Origin of the sequence: Halolamina litorea, from assembly GCF_026616205.1 — an archaeon.
Lineage (GTDB): Archaea > Halobacteriota > Halobacteria > Halobacteriales > Haloferacaceae > Halolamina > Halolamina litorea.
The window spans coordinates 16,184-42,732 of the sequence record NZ_JANHGR010000003.1 but is presented as its reverse complement, the minus strand read 5'-3'; the positions used below and the strand labels follow the sequence as shown (position 1 = coordinate 42,732).

Here is a 26,549-nt window from a genome sequence, read left to right as displayed (position 1 = left end):
TCCGATCCGGCTCAGTCGGCCCGGTCCGTCACGTCTTCTCCCTCGAAAACGAGTCGGGCGTCTCCCCCCTCGAGTTCGATGGAGACGATCTCCCCGGTGATCTCGAAGGCGTCGCCGGAGTTGTCTCCGGTGGTGCCGATGATGAGCACCGTCCCGTCGTCCCTGACCTCGACCCGATCGCTCGAGTCGGCGGCGACGTCGTCGGTGTTGCTTTTCGCGGCGCTCCCATCGACGACGACCTCGTAGGCGACCTGCTCCTCGGAGGTCGCCAGGATCTCCAACGTGGACTCGTCGCCGACCAGCCCGGTGGTCTCGTCCTCGGAATCGCCATCGTCGTCCGTCCCGTCGTTCTCGCCGTCCGCCGCCGTCGACGTGCTGACGTCGATCGGGTCGCCGTCGACGGCGATCTCGAAGCCGGAGTCGACGCCGATCACCCGGGCTTCCTCGACCGTACCGGTGATCTCGAAGGCGTCGCCGGAGTTGTCCCCGGTGGACCCGGAGATGACCACCGTCCCGTCGCCGGCGGACTCGACGTCATCACTGGAGTCGGCGGCGACGTCGTCGGTGTTGCTCTTGGCCGCGGTTCCGTCGACGACGATCTCGTACTCGAACTGGTTGTCCTCGGTCGAGAGCACCGTCAGGAGGGACGTGTCAGAGTCCCCATCAGCCTCGGATTCGGTCACCTCGTCGGTGATGTCCTCAGAGCCGAGGATGATCTCGAAGTTCGACTCGCCGCCCACGACTTCGGCGCTGACGAGTTCGCCGGTGACGGCGAACGCGTCGCCGCTGTTATCGCCGGTCGAGCCGCTTATCCTGACCCGGTTCGAGCCGATGGACTCGACGGAGTCGCCCGAGTCGGCAGCCATCGTGTCGGTGTTGCTCTTCGCGGCGGTCCCTTCGACGACGAACTCGTACTCGAACTCGTTCTCCCCGGTCGAGATGATCTGGAGCGTCCGCTCCGTCGTCGCTGCGTCGTCGCTTTCGTCAGTTCCGTCGTCGCTGTCGTCCGTTCCGTCGTCGGCGTCCTCGGTACCATCATCCGTTCCATCGGCCCCGCCGCCGTCGGTCTCGCCCCCGTCGTCATCGACGGCAAAGGGTGTCACCGTCTCGGACCCGTCGAGTGTCAGCGTCAGCGGCGACCCCGCGGCACCGTCTATGGGCGCCCACTGGTCACCAGTGAGCCGGAACAGTTGCTGCCGGTCCGCGTCGTCTGCAGGGTCGGGCGTGAACGTCACCACGACGTTCGAGTCGGCGTTGGAGACTGCGATCACCCGCTCCGTCAGCGCACGACCGGGGACGTCGCCGTCGAAGTCGGCGACTGGGGTCGCGCGGAGTTGCATCGGGTCGTCGGAATCTCCCTGGAAGGTCACGGCCGAGCCGTCGTCGGGCGTCGAGACCGAGACTCGCGGGCCGATCAGGACGTTCGCGAACCCGATTTCGCTGTCCGAACGGACCTCGAACACGACGCCGTCGGCGTTCCGGACCTCGACGTCTTCGACCCGGTCGCGGCGCGAGTTGTCGACGAGGACGGCGGGGCCGTCGGTCCCGCTGATCGTCGACTGGGCGAAGAGGTTCTCCCTGGAATCCGAGAAGCTGACGCCGTACTCGCCGTTGTTCAGGACGCTCGCGTCGGTGACGCGGTTGTCGACGGTGTCGGTGCTGAAGTAGACGCCGCCGGTGTTGTTCCTGACCGTGAGGTCGCTGAACCGGCTCCCCTCGACGACCTGGGCGAAGAACAGCCCGACCTCGGTGTTGTCGGTGATGGTGAGGTTCTCACCGGTCACGTTACTCGTCTCCCAGAGGTAGAGACCGTTCTCGCCGTCGGTCGCGGTGACGTTCCGGAGGACGCTGTCGTCGGCGCCGAACAGCGTGATGCCGCCGGCCGAGCCCACGGTGAGGTCGACGAACCGAACCCGCGGCCCGCCGTTGTCGAGGGTCGGTCCCGCGCGGACGCCACGCTCGAACTCGCGGATCGTGAGGTCACGAACGGTGACGTTCGTCAGCGGTTCGTTGTCCTCGAACCCCTCGGCGGAGCCGTTGTAGACGAGGAGGCCGATGGAGTCCTCGACGCCGTCCCCGGAGAGGGTGTAGCCGTTCCCGTCGAGGGTCACGTCGCTCGCACGCACGTGGATGCACGGCCCCGGGCCGGAGGTGTCGAGGTCACCCGTGAGTTCGTAGGTACCGGGCTCGTCGATGACGGTACAGGAATCGACCACCTCTGGAGCGGTGGTGTTGTCGTTCTGATCCGGTGACTCAGAGTCGGTTTCATCGGGATCGTCGCTGGCCTCGGGGACGGTGACGGTGGTCGTCGCCGTGTCCGTGTTCCCAGCCGGGTCAGAGACCGTGACGCCGAACTCGTAGGTCCCGGGCGTCCGCAGTTCAACGGTGCCGCCCTGTCCGGACGGCGTCGGGACGCTCGATGCCCCGTTCGGGGCTGTCACCGACCATTCGTACGTCAGGTCACTCGCCGGCGTATCCGGGTCGCTCGTGGCGCCAGCATCCAGCGTCACCTCGTAGCTGCCGTCGTCGGTTGGCGAGCCGTCGCTGGCGGCGGCGGCCGTCGGAGACGCGCCGTCGAGCGTTGCCGTCCCGGACTGTCCCGCATCGGCGCTCGCACCGCTATCGTCGACGGCGTCGGTGAGTGTCGCCGTATACTCTCCGGCGGGAAGCTGGGTCGTCGTGGCCGTGTACGTGCCGCCGTCAGTCGAGAAGTCGTCCCGCGACAACGTCGCGACGGTCGCACCGGAGGCGTCCGTGATCTCCACGGTCACCTGTCCCAGCGGTTCAGAGCTGTCGAACGCGACCTGGAGCTGGTCGCTCCCCGCCGCCGACAGCGTAAAGGCGGTAACCGTCGGTGCCTCGTTCTGCGCGGTGACGGTGAGCCGGGCGGTGTCGGACCCGCCGCGGTCGCTCGTCACCGTGACGCGGAACTCGTAGGTGCCGGCGACGGGCAACGACACGTCACCCGTCACACCGGTCGGCGGCGCGACGCTGGCGCCCTGCGGTTGGCTGACGACCTCCCACTCGTAGCTGAGCGATCCGTCAGTCGCGGGGTCGACGGAGGTGCCCGAGGCGTCGAGGGTGAGTGACTCCCCGACGGCGACGGTGGTTCGCCCGTCGATCGTCGCCCTGATGTCGCCGTCGGGACAGCCGTCGTCGTCGGCAACCCCGTCGGCGTCCTCGGCGCTGTCGGGGCACTCGTCGATGCCGTCCCTGATCCCGTCGTCGTCGCGGTCAGCGTACACCTGTATGGTCTCCTCGCGAACGAACTCGCCCTGTTGGTCGATGGCATCGGTGGCCCCGACCGCGGGGTCGGAGACCCAGTCGTCCCCTCGCGCGACCGACTTGATCTGGAGGCTGAACGTGTCCGCCGTGTAGTCCTCCGGGATCGTGACCTCGAGTTCGAGGTAGCGTGACTCGTCGGCAGGGACCTCGTTCCCGACCTCGAACAGCGGGTACTGCAGCGGGATGGTCTCGGTCCCGTATCTCGCACCGACGGTTTCGCCCTCGGTGAGGAGCATCCGGTAGCCGTCGGCGGGTGTCGAAGGCGACTCGACGCCGAAGTTGTCGCCGACGGCCGTGACGGCGTCCCGCGAGATGCCGTCGGGGAACGAGACGGCGATCGTCTGTACCGAGGCGTTCGCACCGTCGTTCGTGGTTTCGACGCGGACGGTGACGGTCTCGCCCGGAACGACGGTGTCGGGGACCTCGACGACCGTGATCTCCGGCCGGGGTTCCGCCGTGGCCTGCCCGCTGAGTGGCTCGATGCCGTACTCGGTGGAGTTGGCGAGCCACGCGTTCGTCCAGCGCCAGTCGGCGCGCATCACCGTCTTCAGGTCGCCGGTCGCGTTCTCGAAGTCCCTGAGCTGGTCCTCGTCGATGTCGACCGAACGGTCACAGAGCGCGACGAAGAAAGACGTGAACAGGCTGTCGTCCGGGTCGCTCTCACACACGTCCAGCACGCCCCAACTCTCGCCGCGTTCGATCACGCGACGGGTCTCCCGTTCGTACGTTTCGAGGGTGCCGTAGGCCTCCCGGAGGAGCCGTTGGCGCTCACGGTAGAGCTGTCGCTCGTCGGCCTCGTCGAAGTCGCCATCGCCGTCCTGATCGACTTCCTCATCGATCTCGCGGTGGTTCTCCCGCAACCGTTCCAAACTCCGACGGAACTCGGTGTTCTCCTGTGCGGCCATCTCGAGGACCGTCGCGTCCCGCTGTGCCTGGAACGCCGCCACCATGTACACTCCCTGTTCCGTGAGGTCCATGAGCTGCATCCCCAGCGAGTAGGCCCCGGCGCCCGGAACCTCAAGGAGGTCGATCGGCCCGGGGGTGATCTCCCCCCCGACGGCGTCGACGCCGATCTCGACGGCGACCTCAGTTCGGTCTTGGGAGACGCCCTCCCAGTACTCGGGGTTGAACCCCTGCTCTTGGGCGCTCGCGTAGATGGGCATGATCGCGTCGATGCCCTCCGTCGCGGCCTGCCGAACGGGCGTGTCGGCCGCCTCCGGCTCCATCGGCACGGTCACGGTGACCTCGCCGAGTTTGTCGTCCGTCACGAAGTCGTCCTCCCACAGTTCGACGCGGACCCGTTGGGGTCCCTTCGTGAGGTTCGCGATCTCGGACGACTGCAGGAAGATCGTCGTGCGGAAGTCGGGGCGCTCCTCGAGGATGTTGCTGCTGCCGTACTGTGAAGGCCTGATCCGCGTGTCGTTGACGAACACCTTCAGGTAGGGTTCACCGCCGCCGAACTCGCCGGTCTCGGTGTCGGCGCTGAAAACCAGCGAGACCTCGTCGTAGTAGCCGTCCCCGTCGGAGTCATCACCAACCCCATCCTCGTCGATCGTCAAGCCGAGGTCGTGGGACTGCTGTGCGATGGCGGTATCGGCGAAGACGACGCCCGCAACCGCCGGCTGCAGCACGACGAGGACGACGACGAACCCCGTCAGTCGTCGCATATCGCCCCCCCTGCCGTGGGCGCACCGGCTCTGTGCGCGCCGAGTGACTCCTGCACGCCCGCTGTACCGCTGCGGGCCGGCTGAACACCGATGTTCGTGGTGGGGTCGTCGAGAACCATTTTTCCAGACCCAATACGGGCCCCTCACAGGCAGTACGGGACCGCGGAAATTTGTTACACCCCGACTAGGTTCCAGTAGGTTCGCGGGTTCGTTTCGGAGCAGTCCCCGTTCGGCCCGAGCGCTGTGTGCTCCCCCCGTCTGGGGGACGCCTCAGCGGTGACGAACATTAATGATCGTATTTTCACTGGTACGATGTCGACTCTGCCCCGGGGAGCCGTCTCAGTCCTCGGGACGGCAGCCGAGACGACATCGGCGAAACGTGCTGACCCCCGGTCCGTTACTCGAGCAGTCGGAACATCCCGTCGGGGATGTGGTCCACACCGAGCGCGTCGGTGCCGCCGATGGCGTACAGCGAGTCGAACAGCTCCTCCATCCCGTCGATCGTCTCCTCGTCCCAGTCCCGAACGACCATGTCGCGCCAACCGTCACGGACCGCCCGGACGATCTCCGGGTCGTCGTGGGTCATCAGCTTCTCGCCGACGACCTCCCACGGCTCGTCGTCCTCGACGAGGCGGTCGACGGTCGCTCGGTATGCGCTGGCGAACGCGCGGGCCGTCTCGCGGTGGTGGTCCAGGTACTCCTCGCTCGTCAGGAACGTCGAAATCGGGAGCTTGTTGTCGGTGCCCGAGAGGTCCTGTACGAGCTCGGCCATCGGGAGCACCTCCTCGTAGGGGCCGGTCTCGGTGATCTCGGGGACGATCGGCCAGAACTGCAGGACGGCGTCGACCTCGCCCTCGCGGATCATCCGCGTGAGTTCGACCTTCGAGCCGGCCTCGATCGGCGTCGCCGCCTCGTCCGCGTCGAAGCCGTACTGCTCCCGGGTCGCCGCACGGACGAGGATCCAGTTCTTGTCGAGCCGACGAACGACGCCGACGTCCTTCCCCTGCAGGTCGGCGAGCGAGTCGATGTCGCTGTCCTCGTGGGCGACGAGGCCGCCGACGGTTCGGCCGTAGGGGTAGAACGCGACGATCGGCGCGCCCTCGGCGCGCTCGCGGGCCGTCGAGATGTAGTCGATGTCGATCAGGTCGGCCTCGCCGTCCTGTAGCTTCGCCTCGACGGTCTCGACTTCGCCTTCGAGTTCGTCCGAGACCAACTCGAAGTCGAGGTGGAAGCCGTGCTCGTGGTCGAGGCCGAGCCGCTTCATCGTGTAAAGCATGTACCGCGGGCTGCCGTTGTGCTCGAAGCGGGCCCGCATGACCGGCAGCCCCTCAGGGTCGCCGTGTTCGGCGTCGATGGCAGCCTGTTGGTCTTCGATCCCCACGATCACTCACCCCCGTCGGCGACGATGGCGTCGATATCGGCGTCGTCGTCCACCAGTTCGCGGCGCTGCATCCAGCGCAAGTGTTCGTCGAGTTCGTCGCCGGTGGCCAGTTGGGGCACGTCGTACTCCGGCACCGAAAGCTCGGCTTCGACGGCGTCGAGGTCGATGCCGGCGAACAGCTCCGGCGCCTCGTCCTCCTCGGATCGGAGCATCGAGAGGTACGCCTCGCGGTAGCGGTCGGGATGGGCGTTGATCTCCCCGACCGCGCGGCCGAACGCCCGCATGAACCCGGCGAACGTCTCGCGGTCGAGCCCCTCGCCGCCGACGATCCCCATGTGGTTCTCGAACTCCAGGACGCGCTCGAAGCCGAGCCGTTCGGCCAGCGTACTGTGAGGCTCGATCAGGATCACGGCGTCGACCTCGCCGTCGTCGAGGGCTTGCAGGCGGTCGGTCGGCATCCCGTGGTGGACGAGTTCGACGGCCTCGGGGGCCATGTGCTCCTCCAGCGCCCGCATCGCGGTGTACTCCTGCCCGGTCCGTTCGTTGATGCCGACCGGAACGCCGGCGAGGTCCGACGGATCGGTGATGTCGTCGCGTCGGGTGAACACGCTGTATGGCTGGTCGGCGAAGGTTCCCTTCGCGACGACACGACCGTCGCCCATCTCCCACGTCCGCTTGAGGCTCTCCCACTTGCAGATCGGGTAGACGTCGATTCCGTAGTCGTCGGTCAGGCGCTCCTCGGCGGGGATGTACTTCCACTCAACGTCGCTGCGTTCGCGTTCGACGAGCTCGGCGTCGAGGCCCTCGTCGGCGAAGTAGCCGCGCTCGCTGGCCACCCGCTGGGGCAGCATGAACGAGAACGGCAGGTGGAACAGTCGGAGTCGGTCGTCGTCTGACATGCGAATCGGGGGTTCTTCCGAGTACCACTTAAAGGTTGGTTGGTAACCTTTATACCTACCTCGGTGTGACTACGCACCACACGCCAGATGAACCGAGTGACCACGGATGAACGATCCCCGACGACGGTTTCCGAGGGCGTCGCCCTCGCTGACTTAGCCCGCGGTGAACGCGCATCGATGAAGTTCTGGCGCGTCGAACCGGGGGCAACGCTCCCGACTCACCGTCACGACAACGAACAGATCGGCTACGTGATCAGCGGCGCGCTGACCGCGGTACTCGACGACGAGACCCGTCCCCTGCCCGCGGGGACCTCCTACGCCTTCGAGAGCGGCGAGCTTCACGGCGCCGAGAACCGAGGTGAGGAACCAGCGGTCGGCATCGGTGTCCTCTCGCCGCCGCGAGACGAACCTGACTGGGGGGAGGCTGACGACTGATGGAGGGCGTCGATCACCTCAACGTCGCCGTCGACGACCTCGCCGTGTGCTACCCGTTTTACCGGGATACGCTCGGCCTCACCGTCGATCGACCCCCGGCCGACTTCCACGGCGAGCACGCGATGTTCTCCGTCGGCGACACCACGTTCACGCTCGTCGAGAGCGGCCGCGCAGACGGCTGGACGGCGGCCGACCTCGACCATCCGCTGGACAAGGCCCACGTGGCCTTCGAGACCGACCGCGACCGGTACGAGACGCTGGTGGACCGACTCGACGATCAGTTCCCCAAACAGGGCCCTTACGACTGGGGGGAGACTGAGGGGTTCTACTTCCTCGACCCGGACGGGAACCTCCTCGAAGTGGTGACCCGGGAGCCGCCCACCGACACCGAGCGGACGCTCCTGACCCACGACGACGTGTAGCCAGTCCCGGACGGGCATCCGTCGAACTCCCCCGTACCGTCCCCGTTCGCCGGGTAGCATCCGTCCGCCGGCGAGCGCCGCGGACGGAAGCCGATATACGCGTCGGGGAACTACGAAGTGGGAGTGTCTGCATGAGCGAGGATCAATCGGTGTTCCAGGACGCCGCCGTACTCGTCGCCGGGTCGGAGCCGTGGATGCCGGCGTTCGTGGCGGCGCTCGAGGAACAAACGTCCGCGAGCGTCCACAGGGCGGCGACCGCGGCGGACGCGAAGGCACGGTTTCGCGCCGACGAGTTCTGCTGTGTCGTCGGTGCGAAAACGGTCGGGGAGACAGACGGGGTGACGTTCCTCGCAGAACTCCAGGAGGAGACCGCAGCGTTCCCGACCGTACTAGCGACCGACGACGGTAGCGAACGGCTCGCGAGCAGTGCCGTCTCGGCCGGGATTACCGACTACGTTCCGATCGAGGACCCCGTCGACGACGCCGTCGACGACCTTGTCGAACGAACGAGGCGGGCCGTCTGGTCCGCGAGGCGGACGGCGACCCGGCGGGAGCGCGCACAGCAGTTCGAAGCCGTCTTTCAGGACACGCGTGCGGCGACGTGGGTACTCGACGATGGTGGTCGTCTGAGCCGGGTCAACAAGGCTGCACGCGAGATGGTCGACGAGCCCGTCGACGCCCTGGTCGGCGAACTGTTCAGTGAACTCCCGTGGTGGGAGGGAGAACCGAGCCTCAGTGCCGACGTTGCGGCCCTCGTCGAGAGGGGGCTGAACGGGGGCTTCGGCGATGCGGTCGTCGTCGGCGCCGAGGACGCCGACGACCCACGGATCCTCGAACTGTCGGTCCATCCGGTCGAGAACGCACGGGGTGAGGTGGTGTCGGTCGTCGTCGAAGGGATCGATGTCTCACAGCGCGTCCGGCTCGACCGCGACCTCAGGCAGTCCGAACAGCTCCACCGGGCGACGTTGAAGTACATGACCGATACCGTCCTCATGACCGACGAGGACGGATCGTACGTCTACGTCTGCCCGAACGTTCACTTCATCTTCGGGTACAGTGCCGCGGAGATCCACGACCAGCAACCGGTCGAAGAGCTGCTCGGGGAGGACCTGTTCGACCGCGAGGAGTTGGCCTCGAAGGGTGTGCTGAAGAACATCGAGACGACGGTCACCGACAAGACGGGCCAAGAGCACACGCTGCTGGTCAACGTGCGGGAGGTCTCGATTCAGGACGGACGCATCCTCTATACGTGCCGGGACATCACTGAGCGAAAGCAGCGTGAGGAGGCCCTTGCGACGCTCCAGGCGACCGCGAGGGAGTTCCTCTACGCCGAGACGCCCCCGGCGATCGCACAGCACGTCGTCGACGACACGCCCGGCGTGTTGAACCTCGATTCGAGCGCGGTGTACCTCTTCGACGCCGAGACGAACACGCTGGAGCTGTCGAGCAGTTCCGAGCGGATGGCGCAACTACACAACCCCGCCAAACGCGTCGCCGCGAGCGCCGACGACCCCGTGAGTCAGTGTTTCGTGGAGAACGAGGCGCGCTTCTTCGAGGACGTGCACGACGCCGCGGCCTTCGGCGATCCGACGAGTGGGCTCCACCAGGTCGGCTACGCACCGCTGGGCGACCACGGCGTCTTCGTGTTCGGCTCCGACACGGCCGGTCCGTTCGACGACATCACCAGAGAGCTTGCTGACCTGCTCGCAGCAACCGCGGAAGCAGCCTTCGACCGGGTCTCCCGGGAATCGACGCTTCGAACGCAGGAGCGCGAACTGACGCGGCGCAACGAGCAGCTTCACTCGCTCAACCGGATCAACGAAATCATTCGAGAGATCGATCAAGCGATCGTCCAAGCCGAAACGCGCGAAGAGGTCGAGCACATGGTCTGTCGCCTCCTCGCCGCCGAGGACCGCTTCACGTTCGCGTGGGTGGGCTCGCCGGACGTCACGTCGGCCCACGTCGAACCGCGGAGTTGGGACGGCCGGGAGGAGGGGTACCTGAACGGCCCGGCGTTCCGGATCGAGGGAGAGGGCGTGGAACCGGCCGGCCGTGCCGTCGCTACCGGACAGCCCGCGGTCGTCGACAACGTCGCCGAAGGGCTCCGAACGGAGTCGTGGCGCAAGGCGGCGCTCTCGCGTGATTACCTCTCGGTTATCAGTATCCCGCTGACGTACAACGACCTCTCCTACGGCGCGCTGACCGTCTACGCCGACGAGCAGCAGGCCTTCGACGACCGGACGAAGGACGTACTGACGGAGTTGGGCGAGACGATCGCGTCCGCGATCAGTGCCGTCGAGCGGAAGAACGCCCTCCTCTCGACGTCGATGACGCGGGTGACGTTCGAGGTGGACGACCCGCAGTTCGTCCTCTCGAAGATCGCCCGCGAAACGGGTTCGACCCTCGTGTACCAGGGTGGTGTCCGACGGCACGCGGAGGGCAACGACGTCTTCGTCACGGTGAACGACGGCGACCCCGTGGCCGTGGAGGCCACGGCGGCGGACCTCGTCGCCATCCGGGACGTCCGCCGGATCAGTACCGAGGGGGCCGAAACGGTACTCAGACTTCGGTTCTCGGAACGGTTCCTGGCGGTCGAACTCGCGGAACACGGCGCCGTCTTCAGGAGCGCGAAGGCGACGCCAACGGAGACGACCGTCGTCATCGACGCCCCCGAGAGCGTCGACGTGCGGCGGGTCTCCCGCCTCGTGCGCGAGCGGTTCGACGGCGTCCAACTGCTGTCTAAGCAGCGACTCGATCAGTCGGCCGAACGGGACCTCTACTCGCGGTTCCTAGAGAAGCTCACCGACCGACAGTTCGAGGTCGTCCAGACCGCGTACTACGGCGGCTACTTCGAGTCGCCCAGAGCCAGCAGCGGTGAGGAGGTCGCGTCGACGCTCGGGATCTCCTCGACAGCGTTCTACCAACACGTCAGAACAGTTCAGCGGAAGCTCTTTGCCACCCTGTTCGAGGAGGTCGGTGCGACGGTGGCGGAGTAGGGTTCACTATCCAATAGCCCCATTCTGTTGCCCTTCGATAGCCAGCAATCAGCTACTGGTCCCGTCGCCCGCTACGTGTTTTTGGAGCGCCGGGTCCCCGGCGTCTCCACTCTCAACGCATGAACGACACAGACGCCTCCGACCGAGAGAGCGCTTACGAGTGCTTCGAGTGCGGAACGATCCACCGCTCGGCATCGCAGCCGATCCACTGCCCTGACTGTGGTGGGCAGATGCGCAACCGCGAAACGGCTCTCGAGTGACAATGTCCTCTACACACGATCAGTCAGCCGACGGTGCGACCGAGGAGCCTGCCGAGGAGACGGCCCTCGAAACCGCCCTCCGACAGCTACACAGCGCCGCCGAACAGCTCGACGTCGACCCGAACATCGTCGAGCGACTCAAACACCCGAAGAAGGTCCACGAAGTGACGGTTCCCATCGAACGGGACGACGGGTCGGTCGAGGTGTACACCGGCTACAGAGCCCAACACGACTCCGTCAGGGGGCCACACAAGGGCGGACTGCGGTACCACCCGGACGTCACGAGGGACGAGTGTGTCGGGCTCGGGATGTGGATGACGTGGAAGTGTGCGGTCATGGACCTCCCCTTCGGCGGCGCGAAGGGCGGCATCGCGGTCGACTCGAAGGATCTCAGCGACGCGGAGACCGAACGGTTGACCAGACGGTTCGCCGAAGAACTGCGGAACGTCATCGGGCCGAACACGGACATCCCGGCGCCGGACATGGGGACCGGCCCGCAGACGATGGCGTGGCTGATGGACGCTTACTCGATGCAGGAAGGCGAGACGACCCCCGGCGTCGTCACCGGCAAACCCCCGCTCGTCGGTGGGAGTGAGGGCCGTGACGAGGCACCCGGACGGAGCGTCGCGATCATCGCCCGTAAAGCGGCCGAACACTACGACAAACCGCTCTCGGAGACCAGCGTCGCCGTGCAGGGGTACGGGAGCGTCGGGGCCAACGCCGCCCGCTTACTCGACGAGTGGGGAGCGAAGATCGTCGCCGTCAGCGACGTGAACGGCGGCATCTACGACCCGAACGGGCTCGACACCGCCTCGATCCCGTCACACCACGAGCAGCCCGAAGGGGTGCTGGGCCATCCGGCCCCGGAAGAGGTGACGAACGACGAACTGCTCGAACTGGACGTCGACGTGCTGATCCCGGCCGCCGTCGGGAACGTCCTCACCGAAGCCAACGCGGGGGACGTCGAGGCCGACATCGTCGTCGAGGGGGCGAACGGCCCGACGACCAGCGGTGCCGACGAGATACTCAACGAGCGCTCGGTGCCAGTCATCCCGGACATCCTCGCCAACGCTGGCGGGGTGACCGTCAGCTACTTCGAGTGGCTGCAGGACATCAATCGCCGGTCGTGGTCGCTCGAACGGGTCAACGACGAACTGGAGGCGGAGATGCTGGACGCGTGGAACACGGTCGCGGAGCGCCGCCGGGAGTACGACGTGCCGTGGCGGGAGGCGGCGTACATCGTCGCCCTCTCGCGGGTCGCCGACGCCCACGAGGCGAGGGGGCTCTGGCCGTGACGGCGGCTTCTCGCTGACGCCCCTCCCGAGCGAACCAGCCCTCGGGTGAGCGAGGTGGCGTCGTTCCCCCCCGTTTCGTACAGCCCTGTAGTGCCGTACGCTCACCCCGGAGGGTCCTCTTCTCGGTACGCTGGCACACGGTCCGATACGGTCGACAGCGGTCGCTCCGATCGGCGCGGAACGTGATCGATCCGTGATGAGTACGGCGGGGAATCCGTCAGCCCTTATCCGACGGCATCGTAGCGCCGGCGATGACCACGGGGGTTCACGTAGAGATGGTGGTCGACGGTATCGAGGCGTGTCCGGTGGGATCGATCAGTGAGGCGAGCGAGGTGGCGTCGGTCCACACCGACGGCGGGCGAGGGTCCGACTCCGGCGTCGTCGGGGAACTGACGGTCGACGAAGCTGCCGCTGGGGGGCTGTCCGAACACGATACGGAGCTCGTCTTCGCCGACGGCTCCCAGTCGGTCCATCGGTTCTCCACCGAGAGCACCGACTGCCCCTGCGGACGCATCCCCGACCACGGCTGCCCCATCCGGGACGTCCGCGCGGAGTCCGGGTCGATCCACGTCTCGTTCGTCGCACAGGACGTCGACGTGGTCCAGGAAATCGTCACTGACCTCCGTTCGTGCTCGGAAACGGTCCGACTTCGGAGACTGACGCAGTCCGCCCCCGACGAGGGGGAGCAACTCCTGTTCGTCGAGCGGGAGGCGTTCACGGACCGGCAGTACGAAGCGCTCGCCACCGCCCACGAGATGGGCTACTTCGACAGGCCGCGCCGTGCCGGAAACGAGGAGGTGGCTGACCGACTCGGCGTCTCCGGAGCGACGTTCAGTGAACACCTCGCGGTCGCCCAGCGGAAGCTCCTGAACCAACTGCTTGCGGCCTAGGAGCTGCCCGGTTCCCTGTCACTTGTGTATCGTTTGCTTATAAAGACCCTCAGACGATAGCGAGAGTCGCCAACGGGTTGCCGCCCGTACCTCAGACTGGTTGATGTCCGAAACAATCTACAGCCAGATCGGGGGCAGGGACGCGGTCGAACAGGTCGTCGACGACTTCTACGACCGGGTGCTGGCAGACGACCAGTTGGCCGACTTCTTCGAGGGGATGGACATGGCCGAACTGCGTGCTCACCAGGTCCAGTTCATCAGCGCCGTCGCCGGCGGCCCGGTTGACTACGGCGGCGCCGACATGCGGGAAGCACACGACCACTTGGACATCTCCGGATCGGAGTTCGACCTCGTCGGCGAGTACCTCGAACAGGCACTCGTCGACGCGGGCGTCGACGACGAGAACGTCTCGGCGATCATGTCTGAAGTCGCTGCGTTGAAGCCGCCGATTATCGGGAACTGATCGGAGCGAGCGGAGCTTCTTTGTGGCAGTTTGGTCCACTCCTTGCCGCTCCATCGAAGTATGCGTCTCAGCTATCGGTTACGAACTTCCCCTTTCGAGGGGTTCGCGCTGTCGGCTGAGCCTGCTCCGTCGAGCTATAGGGAGCGTGAGCGGTTCCTCGACGCCGTCAACGCAACCCAAGCCCGCGTATGGTTCCGCTACCGGCGACTCCGTCACACTGCACCTAATGTCGAATAGCTTACTGAAAAATCGGTTTGTGCTTTCAGAAGATACTCGCCGTCCCCCTCCCACATCTCGTGAGTATGGACCGCCGTCACTATCTCTCCGTCTCGAGCGCCCTCCTCGCCGGTGCCCTCGCGGGTTGTACAGCACCGGGAAACTCCCGAGCGGACATCGGCGCGAGCGCGTCGTCGATGCCCGCGGTCCACGCAGACGTTGGGGACGACATCCTCGATGAGTTGGTAACTGGAACGAACTCGTTCGCGTTCGACCTGTTCGACGAACTCCGCACAGCTGAGGGCGCCGAGAACCTGATGGTTTCGCCGATCAGTGCCACGATCGCGCTGTCGATGACGTACGCTGGTGCCAGCGGGACCACTCGCGAGCAGATGCAGGAGGCGCTCCACCACACACTCAGTGACCAACAACTCCATGCAGCGTTCAACGAACTCCAGCGAACGCTGTCTGGCCGCGGCGAGGACGTCGATGAAGCGGACCTCCCATCGGAGTACGACGGCGACGACGATCCCGTTCCGTTCCAGCTCTCGCTCGCCAACGCCATTTGGGGCCAAGAGGGGTTTCCGTTCAGGGAGGAATACCTGACCACGCTCGAGAACCACTACAGCGGTGACCTCACCGAAGTCGATTTCGTCGAGAACCCGAACGGTATCCGGCGAAGCATCAACGCTTGGGTCGCCGAACAGACCGACAACCGGATCGAGGAGCTGCTTCCGAAGGGGTCGATCACGTCTCAGACCGCGCTCGTCCTGACGAATGCGATCTACTTCACGGCGAACTGGCTCCATCCGTTCGACGAGGAGCAGACGGAGCCCGCCCCGTTCACCGCGCTCGATGGCTCGACGAGTTCGGTCCAGATGATGTCCCAAGACGTCAGGGTCCCGGCGGCGACCGTCGACGGAGCCCAGGCCGTTGAACTACCGTACGTCGGCGGAACGACCGGGATGCTCGTCATCGTGCCACCTGCCGGCGAGTTCGCAGCCTACGAACGAACGTTCGACGGCGAGCGCCTCGCCCGGATCGTCGACGCACTCGAACCCCAGCGTGGCTACGTCAATCTCCCACGCTTCGAGTTCGACTCGGCGTTCAAACTGGAGCAATCGTTGGAGGCGCTGGGAATGACCGAGGCGTTCGCCCCGAATGAGGCGGACTTCTCACGGATGGCCGACCTCTCGGAGGTGGGCGGCAACCTGTTTCTCGATCAGGTCTACCACGACGCCTACGTCGGCGTCGACGAGCAAGGGACCGAAGCGGCAGCGGCGACGGGATCAGTGATGACTCTCGTCTCGCTTCCACCGACGTTACTCGACGCGAACCGCCCGTTCCTCTTCGTGATCCGGGATCGACCAACCGGGACGGTGCTGTTCACAGGTCGTGTTGTCGATGCCAGCGCTGCACAAGCGTAGGAGATTCCTGAACAAATCCACGAACACCGTCACAGCCTGGTCCATTCAGCTCGCGTTGGACACACGGCAGATTGACATCGTCCCCACGCAGAAGACGTCGATAGGACTCTTCCTACGGTGGATTCTCGGCGTCGTTAACACCCTCGAACGTTCCGTTCGTGTGGGCATACCGCCACCGTTGGAGAACCGCCCGCGTCACGAGGCCGGCCTCAGAGACAGCAATGCAGGATTGTTCAACGGGACGACTTGGGGCGTCAGGTGGTGGGTGGAAGTGTCGTCTCGGCGCGTCGGGTTTCGGGTGGCAGTCAAACCGGAAGTTCCGATCTTGCTCGTCCGTGTAGTGTGCGGTGTAGTTGTCAGTCAGGCTCCACCGAATGTCTATCCGCGCGGTCGTTGCTGTTCCGACCCCATCGGACAGTTCGACCGAAAGCGTCTGAGGGTTCAATGGATCGTCCAGCGATGCAGTCTGGACCAACGGTTCTTGTGCAACAATCAAGTCTCGGATCTTTCGGAGCGCCGTGGCGTCGATGGAGCCGAAAACCTCAGATTGCTCTGCTGGCTGTGAACGGTGAGGATCGTCCACGTCCTCGGTCATACGATGACCGACGTGTCGCCGTGGCCATCATCGTCTGTGTCGGCACCAGTGAGGTGACCACTGTTGCTTGCCTCAGCGATCGCAAGTGTGGCTTGTGCGAGTGCGAGGTTGCGCCGCGTCGTTTGCCATTCTGTAAGAAGGGGGCCGTGGTCCCTGTCGGCGTCGTCGACATCCAGTTCCCGGGCGAACTCCTCGGGAGAATCGACGCCATATTCCTCCCGCCATTCCCGGATCTGTGCCTTCATCTCTGCGATGCCGGATGCGATCTCTTCTGGCGTCCGTTCCGTGAGGAGCGCCTGTGCGTGTTCGGTGACGATCGCCGTTTCTGACCGTCGGTACTGCGTCGTCTGGCCATCTTGAGACGTCGCCACTTCACCAGCCCGTGCAAGAGTTCGAAGGTGCTTTCGTGCTGTAGTCGGCGATACACGAGCACGGTCAGCGATCTCTCTGGCGGACGCAGGGTCGTAGACGCGTTGGATGATCTCGTAGACTCGGTCGAACGGTGTCGTCTCCTCGACCCACTCCTCTTCAACCGCCTCGTTGACATCGTAGCCGTCGCTCCCGCCATCCGGCTTTATCCGGGGAGGCGTATCCTCAGTCATAGTGGTTCAAGCTAAGAGAAGACAACATATTAATCTGCGGGGTAGCATATTTCCCTCCATTGCTCATGCGTCGGAATCGCTCAGTGACTCCTCGGCCGACGGAGAACGAACGACCTACGCCATCCTCGGCCAATCCGGATCGACGCCGACGAGGTCGGCGGTACGGTCCCATAGTCGGCGCCGTTGCTCCGGGTCGGCGGCGTCCGCGGAGGGCGAAACGATCCCGTCGCCGGTAACGTAGACGCCGGTTCGATCACTGAACTCCGGGTCAGTGACGAGTCGAACCAACCGTCCTGCACCCGTCTGCGGGCTGGTACCGACGCCGGGGACGAGACCCGCGAGCCGGACGCCGATTCGGGTCGGTAGCGACGCCTCCCGGAACAGGTTCGTCGACGGGATGAACCCTGGGTGGAAGCTGTTGGCAGTGACGCCGTCGGGGAGCTTGTCGGCAAGTTCGAGCGTGAAGGCGATCAGCGCGAGTTTCGAGCGCGAGTAGGCTTGCCGGGTTTCGTAGTCAGTCTCGAACTGGAGGTCATCGACGTCCAGCGAGGCGCGACGGTGGAGTTCGGAGCCGGTGGTGACGATCCGCGCCGGCACAGAGGCAGACACGGTATCGATCAGTTCGTGGGTCAGCAGGTACGGTGCGAGGTAGTTGACTGCGAGCGTGCGTTCGATCCCGTCGACGGTCTCCGTTCGCTGACTGGCGGAGAGCCCCGCGTTGTGGACGAGCGCATCGATCCGGCCGTACGTCTCCTGGATCTCCTCGGCGAGCGAGCGCACCGCCGACTGAGCCGCCAAATCGGCACGGTGGAACCGAATCTCCCCGCGGAGCGTCGAGGACTCGGCGGCGATCGACTCCCCCCGAGAGCGATCCCGGCCAACGACGGCGACGGTCGCCCCCCGCTCGGCCAACTCCTTCGCGGCGATCCGGCCGATGCCACTGGTCCCGCCGGTCAGGAGGACGACGCGGTTGGCGATGTCGCTGGCGACCATACGGCAGTGTTCAGGCGGAACAAGTGAGAAGGTTCGGACTGTCGGAACGCTGGTGTTCGACCCTACCCACAGCCATCACCGTTAGCCTCGTTAGCAAAGGTAGCTTCGGCAACTAAGCTACCTAAGGTACCTGTGGCAAACCCGGTGCCGGGGGTCGCTAGTCGGGGACGACAACGCGCCGGCCGTCGACGGTGGCGACCGTCGCCGACACACCGTAGACGCGTTCGACGAGGTCTGCGGTGACCACGTCCTCACCTCCGACGGCGGCGACACCACCGTTTGCGAGGAACACGAACCGGTCAGCAAAGCGGAGCGCGAGGTCGAGATCGTGCAACGCGAACAGCGCTGCGACGCCGCCGTCGGCGAGCTCTCGGACCCGTTCCAGCACGTCAAGTTGGTGGCGCAGATCGAGGCTGCTCGTCGGTTCGTCGAGCACCAGCCCCGCGGGCTCTTGGGCGAGCGCACGGGCGAGTCGGACCTGCTGGCGCTGTCCGCCGGAGAGTTCTGTGAGTTGGCGCATCGCGAGATCCGAGAGGCCGAGGTCAGCGAGCACCTCACCGACCACCTCGCGGTCGTGGTCGCTTGGCCGCCACGTTGCACGGGGTTTCCGCCCGGCGAGTACCGTCGCGAACACGGTCGAGGGGAGGCCGCCCGATTCGGACTGTGGAACGTACCCGAGCCGAGTCGCGATCTCCGAACGAGAGAGCGCCGTCACGTCATCGCCGTTGACTGTGACCGTCCCCGAAAGCGGCGACTGGAGGCCGAGCACCGTCCGCAGCAGCGTCGACTTGCCAACACCGTTGGGGCCGAGCACCGCGACGAGCTCCCCGCGGTCGACAGCGACGTTCACGTCCGAGACGACCGGCTCGTCGTAGCCGACCGTGAGATCGTCGATCCGGATCACCAGTACTCCCTCCCGTTGACGATGAGGTAGAGGAACAACGGTACGCCGACGAACGCCGTGACGATCCCGACGGGGAGCACGACTGGAGCGATGATCCGGCGGGCGACGATGTCCGACGCGAGGAGAAGCGCGCCGCCAGCGACGCTGGAGGTGACGATCAGGAATCGCTCGTCACCGCCGATTACGCGGCGGACGATATGGGGGACGACGAGCCCGACGAAGCCGATGACGCCGAACAGCGAGACGACGATCGCCGTCAGCAGCGAGGCGATGATCATCCCCGTGACTCGGAGCCGTGTCACCTCAACGCCGAGCGTTCGGGCCGTGTCGTCGCCGGCGTCGAGCACCTCGTACGCCCACGACCGGTGGACGAAGTAGCCGCCAGCGAGCAGGGCGCCGGTCCACAGCAGGAGGTTCCCGTCCCACGTCGCGTTCGAGACCGTCCCGAACCGCCAGGCGACCAGCGCGGCGAGTTGGACGTTGGTCGCGAAGTACTCGAGAGCGGACGTGCCGGCGCTGAAGAAGGCTCCGAGCGCGATCCCGGTGAGTACGAGCGTCTCCGGCGTCGCACGGCGTAGGCGCGCAACGAGCAGGATCGCCCCAGTAGAGCCGAGTGCGGCGACGAAAGCCGTGACGCCGGTCAGGTACGGCACCCACGACGCGAACGACCCGCCAGTCGTCGATCCCGCGCCGAAGACGACGATGGCGACGGCCGCCCCGAACGCGGCTGCTTGTGAGATACCGAGCGTGTACGGCGACGCCAGTGGGTTCCGAAGCAGACTCTGGAGTACCGCCCCAGCGACGGCGAGGCCGAACCCGGCGCCGACGGCCGCAACGACCCGTGGCAGGCGGATGTTCCAGATCACCCGCGCGGGCGTCCCCCCGACGCTACCTGCGAGGATACCGGGGAGCTGTGAGAGCGGGATTCCGATCGGCCCGGAGAGCACGGAGTACGCAGCGAGGACGAACAGGACGCCGACGGTGGCCAGCACGACACCGGTCTTCTGCCGGACATGCTGTTCGTATGCGTCGACGGCGTCGGCCGCCGTTTCGGGTGACCCGCCCTCGGTTCCGGAGCCGGTGTGCTCGGTGTCGGCGTTCATCAGTTCCTACAGCATGCTGCCGAAACCGTTACCGTAGGCGTCGGCCACGCCGTCGTAGACGGGTTCGCCGACGAACGTCTCGTAGACCTCGTTGGCCTTCTCGACGGGGTCCACGTCGTAGACGTCGGGGTTCGCGGCGGCGCCGACGGCGTAGGCGTCCGCGATCACGGTCCCGAAGTTGGTCCCGTAGTCACGCGTCGGCATGGTCGCATACACCTGCTCGTTCTCGATCGCGGTGATACCCTCGTACTGGGGGTCCTCGAGTGCGTCGTAGCTCTCGGTTCCGAGATCGACGAACAGGATAGACGGGTCCCACTGAATGAGCGTCTCGGGATCGATCTCGATCCGTCTCGCGCCCTTTCGGCCGCCACCGCCGCCGCCTCCGCCACCGCCGCCTCCACCACCGCCGCCTCCACCCCCACCGCCTCCACCGCCTCCACCGCCGCCCCCACCGCCGTCACCGCTGCCGGTCGCGCCTTCGGCCACGTTCGCGACGCCGCCGTACCGGAACGGAACGTAGCTCGGCTGGGTGAAGGTGAGGCCGTGTTTCCCCCGGCCGAGGTAGCCGACGTAGCCCTGTGGCTGCTGCTCGACTTGGCCGGCCCGTTCTTGGAGGTCCGCGAGGCTCTCCTCGACGTACGTCCGAAGCGTCTCGACGCGCTCGGTCGTCCCGAGTACCGTCCCGAGGAGATCGAGTGAGCCGAAGAAGCGATCCCGAAGGTCCTGCGTCAGCCCGCCGGGGCGGATCACGACGACCGGAATCCCGAGGCGGTTCTGCATCTCGTCGGCCTCGTCGGGCGTCGCATAGCCGTACACCACCACGTCCGGGTCGGCCTGCAACACCCGCTCGGGATCGGGGCTCTTCCGCGTCCCGACCGTTGGGAGGTCGGTGTAGCGCTGGTTCGCCAGCGTGTACGGTCGGAACGGTCGGTCGGCGTTTGTCGACTCCAACTGTTCGACGGCGACGACCGATTCGGCACCACCAGCGTAGGTGACGAACCGGAGTGCACCCGACCCGAGTCCGACGACACGGTCGACGGTTTCGGGCACTGCCACCGTCCGCCCGACGGCGTCGGTGACCGATCGCTCCGCCGGCGTTGCGGTCGTGTCGTCCGTTCCCGTCGGTGACGCCGAACCAGTCGCCCCGGACGGGCTATCGGTACTCCCGGTCTCGTTCCCAGACGTACAGCCGGCGAGTCCCGTGATCCCGGTCGCACTCAGCCCTCCGAGCACGCGGAGCACGTCACGCCGTCGGCGTTGTTCCGTCATCGAAACAACGAAGCGCAGGGGGAACAAAAAACCCTCTGACACCGGAGCCATGACGACGCTACTCCTCGCCATCGACGACACTGATTCCCTCGACAGTGATCACGGCACGGGACGGGTGAGCAGGAACCTCGGTGCCGAAATCGCCGCTGAGCACGGGATTTCGTTCGAGGCGAGCGTCCGCCAGCAGTTCCTCGTTGACCCGCGTGTCCCGTACACCACCCACAACAGCGCCGCCTGTCTGGTGTTCGAGGCGACAGCGCCGCCGGTCGAGGCGATCATCGACGACGCCGGCGAGCATCTCGTCGACGTGATGGCCGACGTGGCCGACCCCGGTCTCTGTGTCGCTGCGCCCGAGGACGTTCCCGAAGCCGTCGTCGAGTTCGGTCAGCGGGCGACCGAAGAGGTACTCGACAAGCAGGAGGCGTACGAGGTCGCTACCGACGCCGGTGAGGAACTGTTCCTGGATGAGTACGGTGGGACCGGCGACGGCGTGATCGGCGCACTCGCCGCCGTCGGGCTGACCGCGGCCGGCGACGACGGCCGGTACATCGCCTATGGCGATATCCGTGAGTACGGCGAGAAGGTCACGGCCGGTCGGCTTCGGTCCGACGGGATCGAGGTGCGGGCAGTCGGGGAGGGGGACGTAGCCGACGGGGCTACGGTGTACACCCACGACTGGATCCGGCCGGAGCGCAGGGGCGGTGGACCAGTGCTTCCGGTCGTCGCCGACGGTGACGGCTGGAAACCCGGGAACCTTTCAGAGTAGTACGTGCAAACCGGCTGCGTGTCGGAACGGGTGAGAATAGCGAGGGGAGGAGTATTGCGGCGCTCGGTACGAGAAACCCCCTGCACAAAATCGGTGTTCGAGAACTCACAGTCGCTTACCGAACCCGAGCTGGGACCGATCCCGCCGGTCAGAGGTCGTACTGGCCTCGAACGAGGTGGTCGATCCCGCGATCGGCGAGGATGTCCATCGGGACGAGCATGTCGAGTTGGACGACGCCGGGGAGGCGACCGATCTGGACGCCACCGGTGAACGTACTGCGTGCGCGGATCTCGCCTTCGGTCATGTCGAGCAGTTTCGACGCCCGGTCGAATGCGTTCTGCGTGGCGTCGTTGACCGTCGCGCCGGAGCCGACCACCTGAATCGGCCCCATCTCGGTGTTCACGTCGACACCGTGTTCGGCGCCCAGCTCGAGGCCTGCGTCGCGCTCGTCGTCGCTGTAGGGCTGGCTGATGAACGGGAGGTCCTCCCCGTTGGGCAGGAGGATCGGCCCGTCGAGTTCGAGGTCTTTGATCACTTCGACGTCCATCGTGACGGTCCCGCTCACGTCGGTGGTGTGCAGCGAGAGTTCGCCGTCGCCCTGGTTTGCGTGGAGGTCACCGACGTACACTCCTCCGCCGTCGACGTCGACGGGGCAGATCAGCGTCGCGCCCGCACGCACCTCCGGGATATCCATGTGGCCGTCAGTGCGCTTCTCGAGATCTTCTTCGGTGTTGACGCCGTAATCGTGTTCGGCGCCGATCAAGTTCTGACCGAAGTCACCGGCGTTGTGGGAGTCGGGCATCGTGACCGACGGCGTCGTGCCGATGTTCCCGATGAAGGGCCGCAGCCGTCCCAGCGTCCCCGGCATCCCGTCAGGTTCGTACAGGAGGATCGGGTGTTGGCGGGAGTTCTCGGGGATGTCCATCACTTCCGCGGCGTTCGTCGCAAGTTCGTGGGCGCCGTCTTTATCGAGCGTAATCCCGACGGCGTTCTCGTGGTCGAACGCGACTGTGTAGCCGTATTCGAACCCGAAGGAGGAGGCGTTGGCGCCACACTCCGCACACTTGATCGCGTCCTCGCCAGTCCCTTCGACGACCGAGTCGGGCCACGTAGTGCCACACTCAGGACAGCGGTGGTCGACGAACGGGTCGTCCTGGAACGCCCCCTCGCGTTCGGCCATGGAGCCCGTACTTGTCGCCATACTGGTCACCTCCACATCACGGATGTGGATAGCGACGGCGTCACCGACTTCGGCGCCCTCGACGCGGATCGGCCGTGTCACCTCGTGGCCGCCACGGAACGAGGGCGTGATCATCGGCCCCCAGCAGCCCGGCGGTGTATAGGTGGTGACCGTCCCGCCGTCGGCGACGGTGCCAGCCCACTCCTGATCCGGGCCAACGAGTCCGAGCGTGTACTGGTCGACGTACAGCTCATCGGTGACTTCCTGTTGAGACATGTCACAGCGAATTTGGGCGCGGCTCAGCATAAGTTCGCCGCTGGTGACATACGGGTCAGGATGATCGTCCCGCCGTCGTCGACGTGCTTGATGAGAACCGGCGCTACCGCCTCGGAACTCAGTTTCTGGCGGGTGTTGGGGAGTCATGGATCCAGTCGAGCGGCGTGATAGTCCTTCAAAACCGCCTGACGCCCCTATGAAGCGTTCTAAGGCATCCAAACTACACGAGATGTGGTACGGAATACTCCACAAAAACCAGTCGATTGACGGTATGCAATGCTCGCCAGTTTTCTTGTAGGTCGCTCAGGGCCGTCGTTGCGCAGACGGACGTACTGAGAGGAGGCCAGCCGAACCGAGCGGGCTTAACCAACAAACGAGCCGTAAGCGACGTGAAGTGTTGGTTAATTATGTTCCCCTCATCGTGAGTCACCCACAGCCACCGGCGGCGACAAACCGGCACCGATAGCCGACGACGCGTCCACGCAGCGAGTTTTTCGCCCCCCGAGGGGTGCGGGGCGTGCTGAATCAGCGTTGCCCTGAACAGAAACCCAATGACCACGAGCAACAGCCACGACCGGCAGTTCGACGAAGACATCCAGCGCGGTACAACTGACCCCTGTCCGGAGTGCAGGGGAGACGTGCGAACCACCACGGCAGAAACCGTCTGTGAGGACTGTGGCCTCATCATCGACGACCTCGCAGTCGATCGCGGGCCAACGTGGTACGTCGGCGACGACGAGACGACGAAACAGACAGGCGCAGCACTCACACCCGCTCGACATGACCGCGGGCTCTCGACGGAGGTCGGCTATCGACGCGACGCGAACGGGAACACACTCAGCGCCGAGAAACGCCGACGCCTCGCCCGGATGCGTCGCGAGCATTCCCGGGGCCGATGGCGGTCGAAACAGGAACGGAACCTCGGCCACGGCCTCACCGAAGTCCGTCGGGTCGCGAGTGCGCTCGGGCTGAGTGACTCCATCCGTGACCAAGCGTGCCAGCTGTTCCGTACGGCACAGAACCAACACCTCCTCCAGGGTCGATCGATCGAAGCGATGGCCGCGGCAAGCGTCTTCGGCGCCTGTCGATGCAACGGCCACTCCTGGCTCATCGCCGACGTGGCGCCGATAGCGCAAGTCGAACCGGATCGGGTCACAAACGCCTACCACGTCCTCAATCACGAACTCGGATTGCCAACGGCGCCAGTTTCCCCGACACAGTTCGTACCTCGCATCGCCTCCGCACTCGGCTGTACCGACGACGTTCGTCGACAGGCAGCGCAGCTTGCTGAACGGGCCGTCGACGCCGGCGTGACAGTCGGTGTGCACCCGGCCGGTTTCGCTGCTGCATGTCTGTACATGGCGGCGTGTGCCCACGACGAGCCGTTGACGCAAGCCGACGCGGCGGCCGTCGCCGAGGTAACCACCGAGACAGTCAGGAACCATCGCGATCGACTGCTCTCACTTGAGGAGTGAGAAGTGGGGCACCGTTCGAGGTCACCAGTACGAGCGGTTTGTGCCGTTCCTCACGGGTGAGGAACGGAGATACATGTCGACACCACCCGTGAGCGCCGTCTGGACCGCAGTTCGTGCCCGAATCGACGATAGCCCGCCTGCATCGACGCCATCGTGCCAGCACCCTCCGCACGAGCAGTCGGTTCTCTGTCTCGAAGATCGGACCCTACTGGGGTGTGACTTCTGCGGGGAACTCCTGCTTCGACATCCTCACCCGATGCCAAACAGCGATGTGGCCGAAATCGCATACGAGGACCTCTACGCCCTGTGGCAGGACTGAGGCGGATGCAAATGCATTCTCTGACCATTGCTGGGCGGTCGATTCCCTAATCGTCGACGGCCCGTCCGCTCGCCGTCCCCGTCGCCGAGGGGTGGGTTCGTGCCAAAGTCGGCACGCCAGCGGGTTGGTCGGTCGGTTGCTCGCCCGCGCTCGCCCCACGAGCCGACACACTCCGCTGGCCATCCACCCTCGGCGAGCCGGCGCGCGTACTGGTTCATGAGCTTTCGACCCGTTTTGCGCGCCGCTCGCGCCCCAAGGGGCGCTGAAGGCGCGAGCGGCGCGTGCGAGGATTAGTCGGTCTGAGAAGACAACCGCGAGGGAAAGTCGCGGTGTCGGACGCTGTGAAGCGCCTTCGGTCTAGGTGACCAATGAGTAGTAAGAGCGCAATCGGAAATGAAGTTTCGGGTGTAGAGACGACTGAACGACGAGAAATCGACGAGGACGGGTTCGAGGTTGTGGATGAGGCGGCGGAGCGAGCGAAGAACCTGCGGCCGACGGTGGAGATGGAGATCCACGCGAAGGTGGACACCAATCACCCAGATGGGCGGCGGGCTGGGCTGACACTGGAAGCCGAAGAGCGACTGGAAGCGCGTGAGTGGGAGATCAAGCGAACAGCCGAGCGGTTCGATCGACGGCTGGACTCCGATAGAGAGGCGCGAACGAGAACGGTGGTTCGTGAGGCGAGCGTCGAACAGCGACGAGTGTTCAAAGAGCGAGCGGCGGCGGTGGATCCGTGGCAAGACCCGGAGCGGGCTGATGCGCGCGAGCAAGTGTCGAAAGCGGAACTGGGCTGGGTGAACGAAGAAGCGAGGCGGCTGTCAGGGATGCTGCCGGGGTGGTCGCGGGCGGCGATCAGTCGGCGGCTGGCTGAGCGGGTCGTCGATGGTGTCTCGAAGACGGCGGCGGTCGTCGGTGTCTTCGAGGAGTTACAGACTGATGCCGGGCAGGTGCTCCCCATTGCGGCGCTTGCGGATGTGCCAGTGCGTGAGGTGAGTGTCAGCGGCGTCGTGACGACCCTGTGGGACCCATCGAGTCCAGCTATTCAACAGGTGGGGCTCATCGAAGACGAGAGCGGGAAGACGAAGCTGACGGTCTGGTCGCGGTCAGCGCAACCGGTTGTCGAAGAGGGCGAACGTGTGGTGCTTCGGAACGTCGCGAAGAGCTGGTACGAGGGGCGCGTCTCAGTTGCACTAACGGGGCGGTCGTCGATCTCGTTCCCCGAGCGCGAGGCGTGGTGGGCTGAGTAAGGCCATCTCGGCCTCTCTTTTTCGTGTGGCCAGCTACCTCCCCAGCCGTCGTCCTCGCGGGCTCGGACGCCCCTCGCGCGCGGTTGCGGCGTTCGCCGCGCCTCGCACGCGCCGAGGGATTGTGCTAGTTCGCTGTTGGTTAGTGCGACCCACGGTCCCGGTTTTTGGCGCCTCAGCAGGGCTG

General features: G+C 65.7%; 21 protein-coding genes. 11 read left to right on the top strand and 10 right to left on the bottom strand.

The window, feature by feature from the left end:
• Window positions 1-11 precede the first annotated feature (11 nt).
• The 3 genes from NO998_RS14505 to NO998_RS14495 all read right to left on the bottom strand — a co-directional run bounded on the left by NO998_RS14505 (window position 12) and on the right by NO998_RS14495 (window position 7,232).
• Window positions 12-4,952 (bottom strand): PKD domain-containing protein, encoded by a 4,941-nt coding sequence (locus NO998_RS14505; RefSeq protein WP_267648005.1) that lies wholly within the window; start codon window positions 4,950-4,952, stop codon window positions 12-14.
• 397 nt (window positions 4,953-5,349) lie between these two features.
• Window positions 5,350-6,333: an ABC transporter substrate-binding protein gene (locus NO998_RS14500; protein WP_267648004.1), complete on the bottom strand. Its 984-nt coding sequence runs from the start codon at window positions 6,331-6,333 to the stop codon at window positions 5,350-5,352.
• Window positions 6,334-6,335: 2 nt separating this feature from the next.
• Window positions 6,336-7,232, bottom strand: coding sequence for an ABC transporter substrate-binding protein (locus NO998_RS14495; RefSeq protein ID WP_267648003.1), 897 nt, complete (start codon window positions 7,230-7,232; stop codon window positions 6,336-6,338).
• An 87-nt stretch (window positions 7,233-7,319) separates the two neighbouring features.
• On the opposite strand from NO998_RS14495, the gene NO998_RS14490 reads away from it, so the two are divergent.
• The 8 genes from NO998_RS14490 to NO998_RS14455 all read left to right on the top strand — a co-directional run bounded on the left by NO998_RS14490 (window position 7,320) and on the right by NO998_RS14455 (window position 15,636).
• Window positions 7,320-7,667, top strand: coding sequence for a cupin domain-containing protein (locus NO998_RS14490; protein WP_267648002.1), 348 nt, complete (start codon window positions 7,320-7,322; stop codon window positions 7,665-7,667).
• Window positions 7,667-8,089 (top strand): VOC family protein, encoded by a 423-nt coding sequence (locus tag NO998_RS14485; protein ID WP_267648001.1) that lies wholly within the window; start codon window positions 7,667-7,669, stop codon window positions 8,087-8,089. Before NO998_RS14490 ends, NO998_RS14485 begins: the two co-directional genes overlap by 1 nt.
• 131 nt (window positions 8,090-8,220) lie before the next feature.
• Complete coding sequence (locus NO998_RS14480; RefSeq protein ID WP_267648000.1) at window positions 8,221-11,085, top strand: bacterio-opsin activator domain-containing protein; 2,865 nt, start codon at window positions 8,221-8,223, stop codon at window positions 11,083-11,085.
• A gap of 119 nt (window positions 11,086-11,204) precedes the next feature.
• The gene (locus NO998_RS14475; RefSeq protein ID WP_267647999.1) at window positions 11,205-11,345 is read left to right on the top strand and encodes a rubrerythrin-like domain-containing protein; all 141 of its coding nucleotides are present in this window, start codon (window positions 11,205-11,207) and stop codon (window positions 11,343-11,345) included.
• 2 nt (window positions 11,346-11,347) lie between these two features.
• Complete coding sequence (gene gdhB, locus NO998_RS14470) at window positions 11,348-12,640, top strand: glutamate dehydrogenase GdhB (protein ID WP_267647998.1); 1,293 nt, start codon at window positions 11,348-11,350, stop codon at window positions 12,638-12,640.
• A 251-nt stretch (window positions 12,641-12,891) separates the two neighbouring features.
• Window positions 12,892-13,530, top strand: coding sequence for a helix-turn-helix domain-containing protein (locus NO998_RS14465; RefSeq protein WP_267647997.1), 639 nt, complete (start codon window positions 12,892-12,894; stop codon window positions 13,528-13,530).
• Window positions 13,531-13,630: 100 nt separating this feature from the next.
• Complete coding sequence (locus NO998_RS14460) at window positions 13,631-13,993, top strand: group I truncated hemoglobin (protein WP_267647996.1); 363 nt, start codon at window positions 13,631-13,633, stop codon at window positions 13,991-13,993.
• A gap of 302 nt (window positions 13,994-14,295) precedes the next feature.
• Window positions 14,296-15,636, top strand: coding sequence for a serpin family protein (locus tag NO998_RS14455; RefSeq protein ID WP_267647995.1), 1,341 nt, complete (start codon window positions 14,296-14,298; stop codon window positions 15,634-15,636).
• A 112-nt stretch (window positions 15,637-15,748) separates the two neighbouring features.
• On the opposite strand, the gene NO998_RS14450 is transcribed toward NO998_RS14455, so the two are convergent.
• The 6 genes from NO998_RS14450 to NO998_RS14425 all read right to left on the bottom strand — a co-directional run bounded on the left by NO998_RS14450 (window position 15,749) and on the right by NO998_RS14425 (window position 21,102).
• Window positions 15,749-16,231 carry a toxin-antitoxin system TumE family protein gene (locus NO998_RS14450; RefSeq protein WP_267647994.1) on the bottom strand — a complete coding sequence of 161 codons (483 nt, stop codon included), beginning with the start codon at window positions 16,229-16,231 and terminating at the stop codon, window positions 15,749-15,751.
• Window positions 16,228-16,833: a winged helix-turn-helix domain-containing protein gene (locus tag NO998_RS14445; protein WP_267647993.1), complete on the bottom strand. Its 606-nt coding sequence runs from the start codon at window positions 16,831-16,833 to the stop codon at window positions 16,228-16,230. The genes NO998_RS14450 and NO998_RS14445 overlap by 4 nt, the downstream gene beginning before the upstream one ends.
• Before the next feature lie 114 nt (window positions 16,834-16,947).
• On the bottom strand, window positions 16,948-17,826 hold the full coding sequence (locus NO998_RS14440) for an SDR family oxidoreductase (protein WP_267647992.1): 879 nt from the start codon (window positions 17,824-17,826) through the stop codon (window positions 16,948-16,950).
• A gap of 157 nt (window positions 17,827-17,983) precedes the next feature.
• Window positions 17,984-18,730: an ABC transporter ATP-binding protein gene (locus tag NO998_RS14435; RefSeq protein WP_267647991.1), complete on the bottom strand. Its 747-nt coding sequence runs from the start codon at window positions 18,728-18,730 to the stop codon at window positions 17,984-17,986.
• On the bottom strand, window positions 18,727-19,833 hold the full coding sequence (locus NO998_RS14430; protein ID WP_267647990.1) for a FecCD family ABC transporter permease: 1,107 nt from the start codon (window positions 19,831-19,833) through the stop codon (window positions 18,727-18,729). The genes NO998_RS14435 and NO998_RS14430 overlap by 4 nt, the downstream gene beginning before the upstream one ends.
• A gap of 6 nt (window positions 19,834-19,839) precedes the next feature.
• Window positions 19,840-21,102, bottom strand: coding sequence for an ABC transporter substrate-binding protein (locus tag NO998_RS14425; protein ID WP_267647989.1), 1,263 nt, complete (start codon window positions 21,100-21,102; stop codon window positions 19,840-19,842).
• 49 nt (window positions 21,103-21,151) lie between these two features.
• On the opposite strand from NO998_RS14425, the gene NO998_RS14420 reads away from it, so the two are divergent.
• Window positions 21,152-21,868: a hypothetical protein gene (locus tag NO998_RS14420; protein WP_267647988.1), complete on the top strand. Its 717-nt coding sequence runs from the start codon at window positions 21,152-21,154 to the stop codon at window positions 21,866-21,868.
• A 148-nt stretch (window positions 21,869-22,016) separates the two neighbouring features.
• On the opposite strand, the gene NO998_RS14415 is transcribed toward NO998_RS14420, so the two are convergent.
• Window positions 22,017-23,324, bottom strand: coding sequence for an acetamidase/formamidase family protein (locus tag NO998_RS14415; RefSeq protein ID WP_267647987.1), 1,308 nt, complete (start codon window positions 23,322-23,324; stop codon window positions 22,017-22,019).
• A 551-nt stretch (window positions 23,325-23,875) separates the two neighbouring features.
• Here NO998_RS14415 and NO998_RS14410 point away from each other — a divergent pair.
• Together NO998_RS14410 and NO998_RS14405 are read left to right on the top strand one after the other, a co-directional pair.
• Window positions 23,876-24,799: a transcription initiation factor IIB gene (locus tag NO998_RS14410; protein ID WP_267647986.1), complete on the top strand. Its 924-nt coding sequence runs from the start codon at window positions 23,876-23,878 to the stop codon at window positions 24,797-24,799.
• 687 nt (window positions 24,800-25,486) lie between these two features.
• Window positions 25,487-26,365: a DNA-binding protein gene (locus tag NO998_RS14405; protein ID WP_267647985.1), complete on the top strand. Its 879-nt coding sequence runs from the start codon at window positions 25,487-25,489 to the stop codon at window positions 26,363-26,365.
• Window positions 26,366-26,549: the final 184 nt, after the last annotated feature.

Excerpts from the sequence above, each read along its gene's own strand:
- NO998_RS14415 (WP_267647987.1), bottom strand. The coding sequence starts at position 23,324 with ATGTCTCAACAGGAAGTCACCGATGAGCTGTACGTCGACCAGTACACG.
- gdhB (WP_267647998.1), top strand. The coding sequence starts at position 11,348 with ATGTCCTCTACACACGATCAGTCAGCCGACGGTGCGACCGAGGAGCCT.
- NO998_RS14505 (WP_267648005.1), bottom strand. The coding sequence starts at position 4,952 with ATGCGACGACTGACGGGGTTCGTCGTCGTCCTCGTCGTGCTGCAGCCG.
- NO998_RS14485 (WP_267648001.1), top strand. The coding sequence starts at position 7,667 with ATGGAGGGCGTCGATCACCTCAACGTCGCCGTCGACGACCTCGCCGTG.
- NO998_RS14410 (WP_267647986.1), top strand. The coding sequence starts at position 23,876 with ATGACCACGAGCAACAGCCACGACCGGCAGTTCGACGAAGACATCCAG.
- NO998_RS14475 (WP_267647999.1), top strand. The coding sequence starts at position 11,205 with ATGAACGACACAGACGCCTCCGACCGAGAGAGCGCTTACGAGTGCTTC.
- NO998_RS14490 (WP_267648002.1), top strand. The coding sequence starts at position 7,320 with ATGAACCGAGTGACCACGGATGAACGATCCCCGACGACGGTTTCCGAG.
- NO998_RS14440 (WP_267647992.1), bottom strand. The coding sequence starts at position 17,826 with ATGGTCGCCAGCGACATCGCCAACCGCGTCGTCCTCCTGACCGGCGGG.
- NO998_RS14455 (WP_267647995.1), top strand. The coding sequence starts at position 14,296 with ATGGACCGCCGTCACTATCTCTCCGTCTCGAGCGCCCTCCTCGCCGGT.
- NO998_RS14450 (WP_267647994.1), bottom strand. The coding sequence starts at position 16,231 with ATGACCGAGGACGTGGACGATCCTCACCGTTCACAGCCAGCAGAGCAA.
- NO998_RS14480 (WP_267648000.1), top strand. The coding sequence starts at position 8,221 with ATGAGCGAGGATCAATCGGTGTTCCAGGACGCCGCCGTACTCGTCGCC.
- NO998_RS14405 (WP_267647985.1), top strand. The coding sequence starts at position 25,487 with ATGAGTAGTAAGAGCGCAATCGGAAATGAAGTTTCGGGTGTAGAGACG.
- NO998_RS14430 (WP_267647990.1), bottom strand. The coding sequence starts at position 19,833 with ATGAACGCCGACACCGAGCACACCGGCTCCGGAACCGAGGGCGGGTCA.
- NO998_RS14445 (WP_267647993.1), bottom strand. The coding sequence starts at position 16,833 with ATGACTGAGGATACGCCTCCCCGGATAAAGCCGGATGGCGGGAGCGAC.
- NO998_RS14465 (WP_267647997.1), top strand. The coding sequence starts at position 12,892 with ATGACCACGGGGGTTCACGTAGAGATGGTGGTCGACGGTATCGAGGCG.
- NO998_RS14495 (WP_267648003.1), bottom strand. The coding sequence starts at position 7,232 with ATGTCAGACGACGACCGACTCCGACTGTTCCACCTGCCGTTCTCGTTC.
- NO998_RS14425 (WP_267647989.1), bottom strand. The coding sequence starts at position 21,102 with ATGACGGAACAACGCCGACGGCGTGACGTGCTCCGCGTGCTCGGAGGG.
- NO998_RS14420 (WP_267647988.1), top strand. The coding sequence starts at position 21,152 with ATGACGACGCTACTCCTCGCCATCGACGACACTGATTCCCTCGACAGT.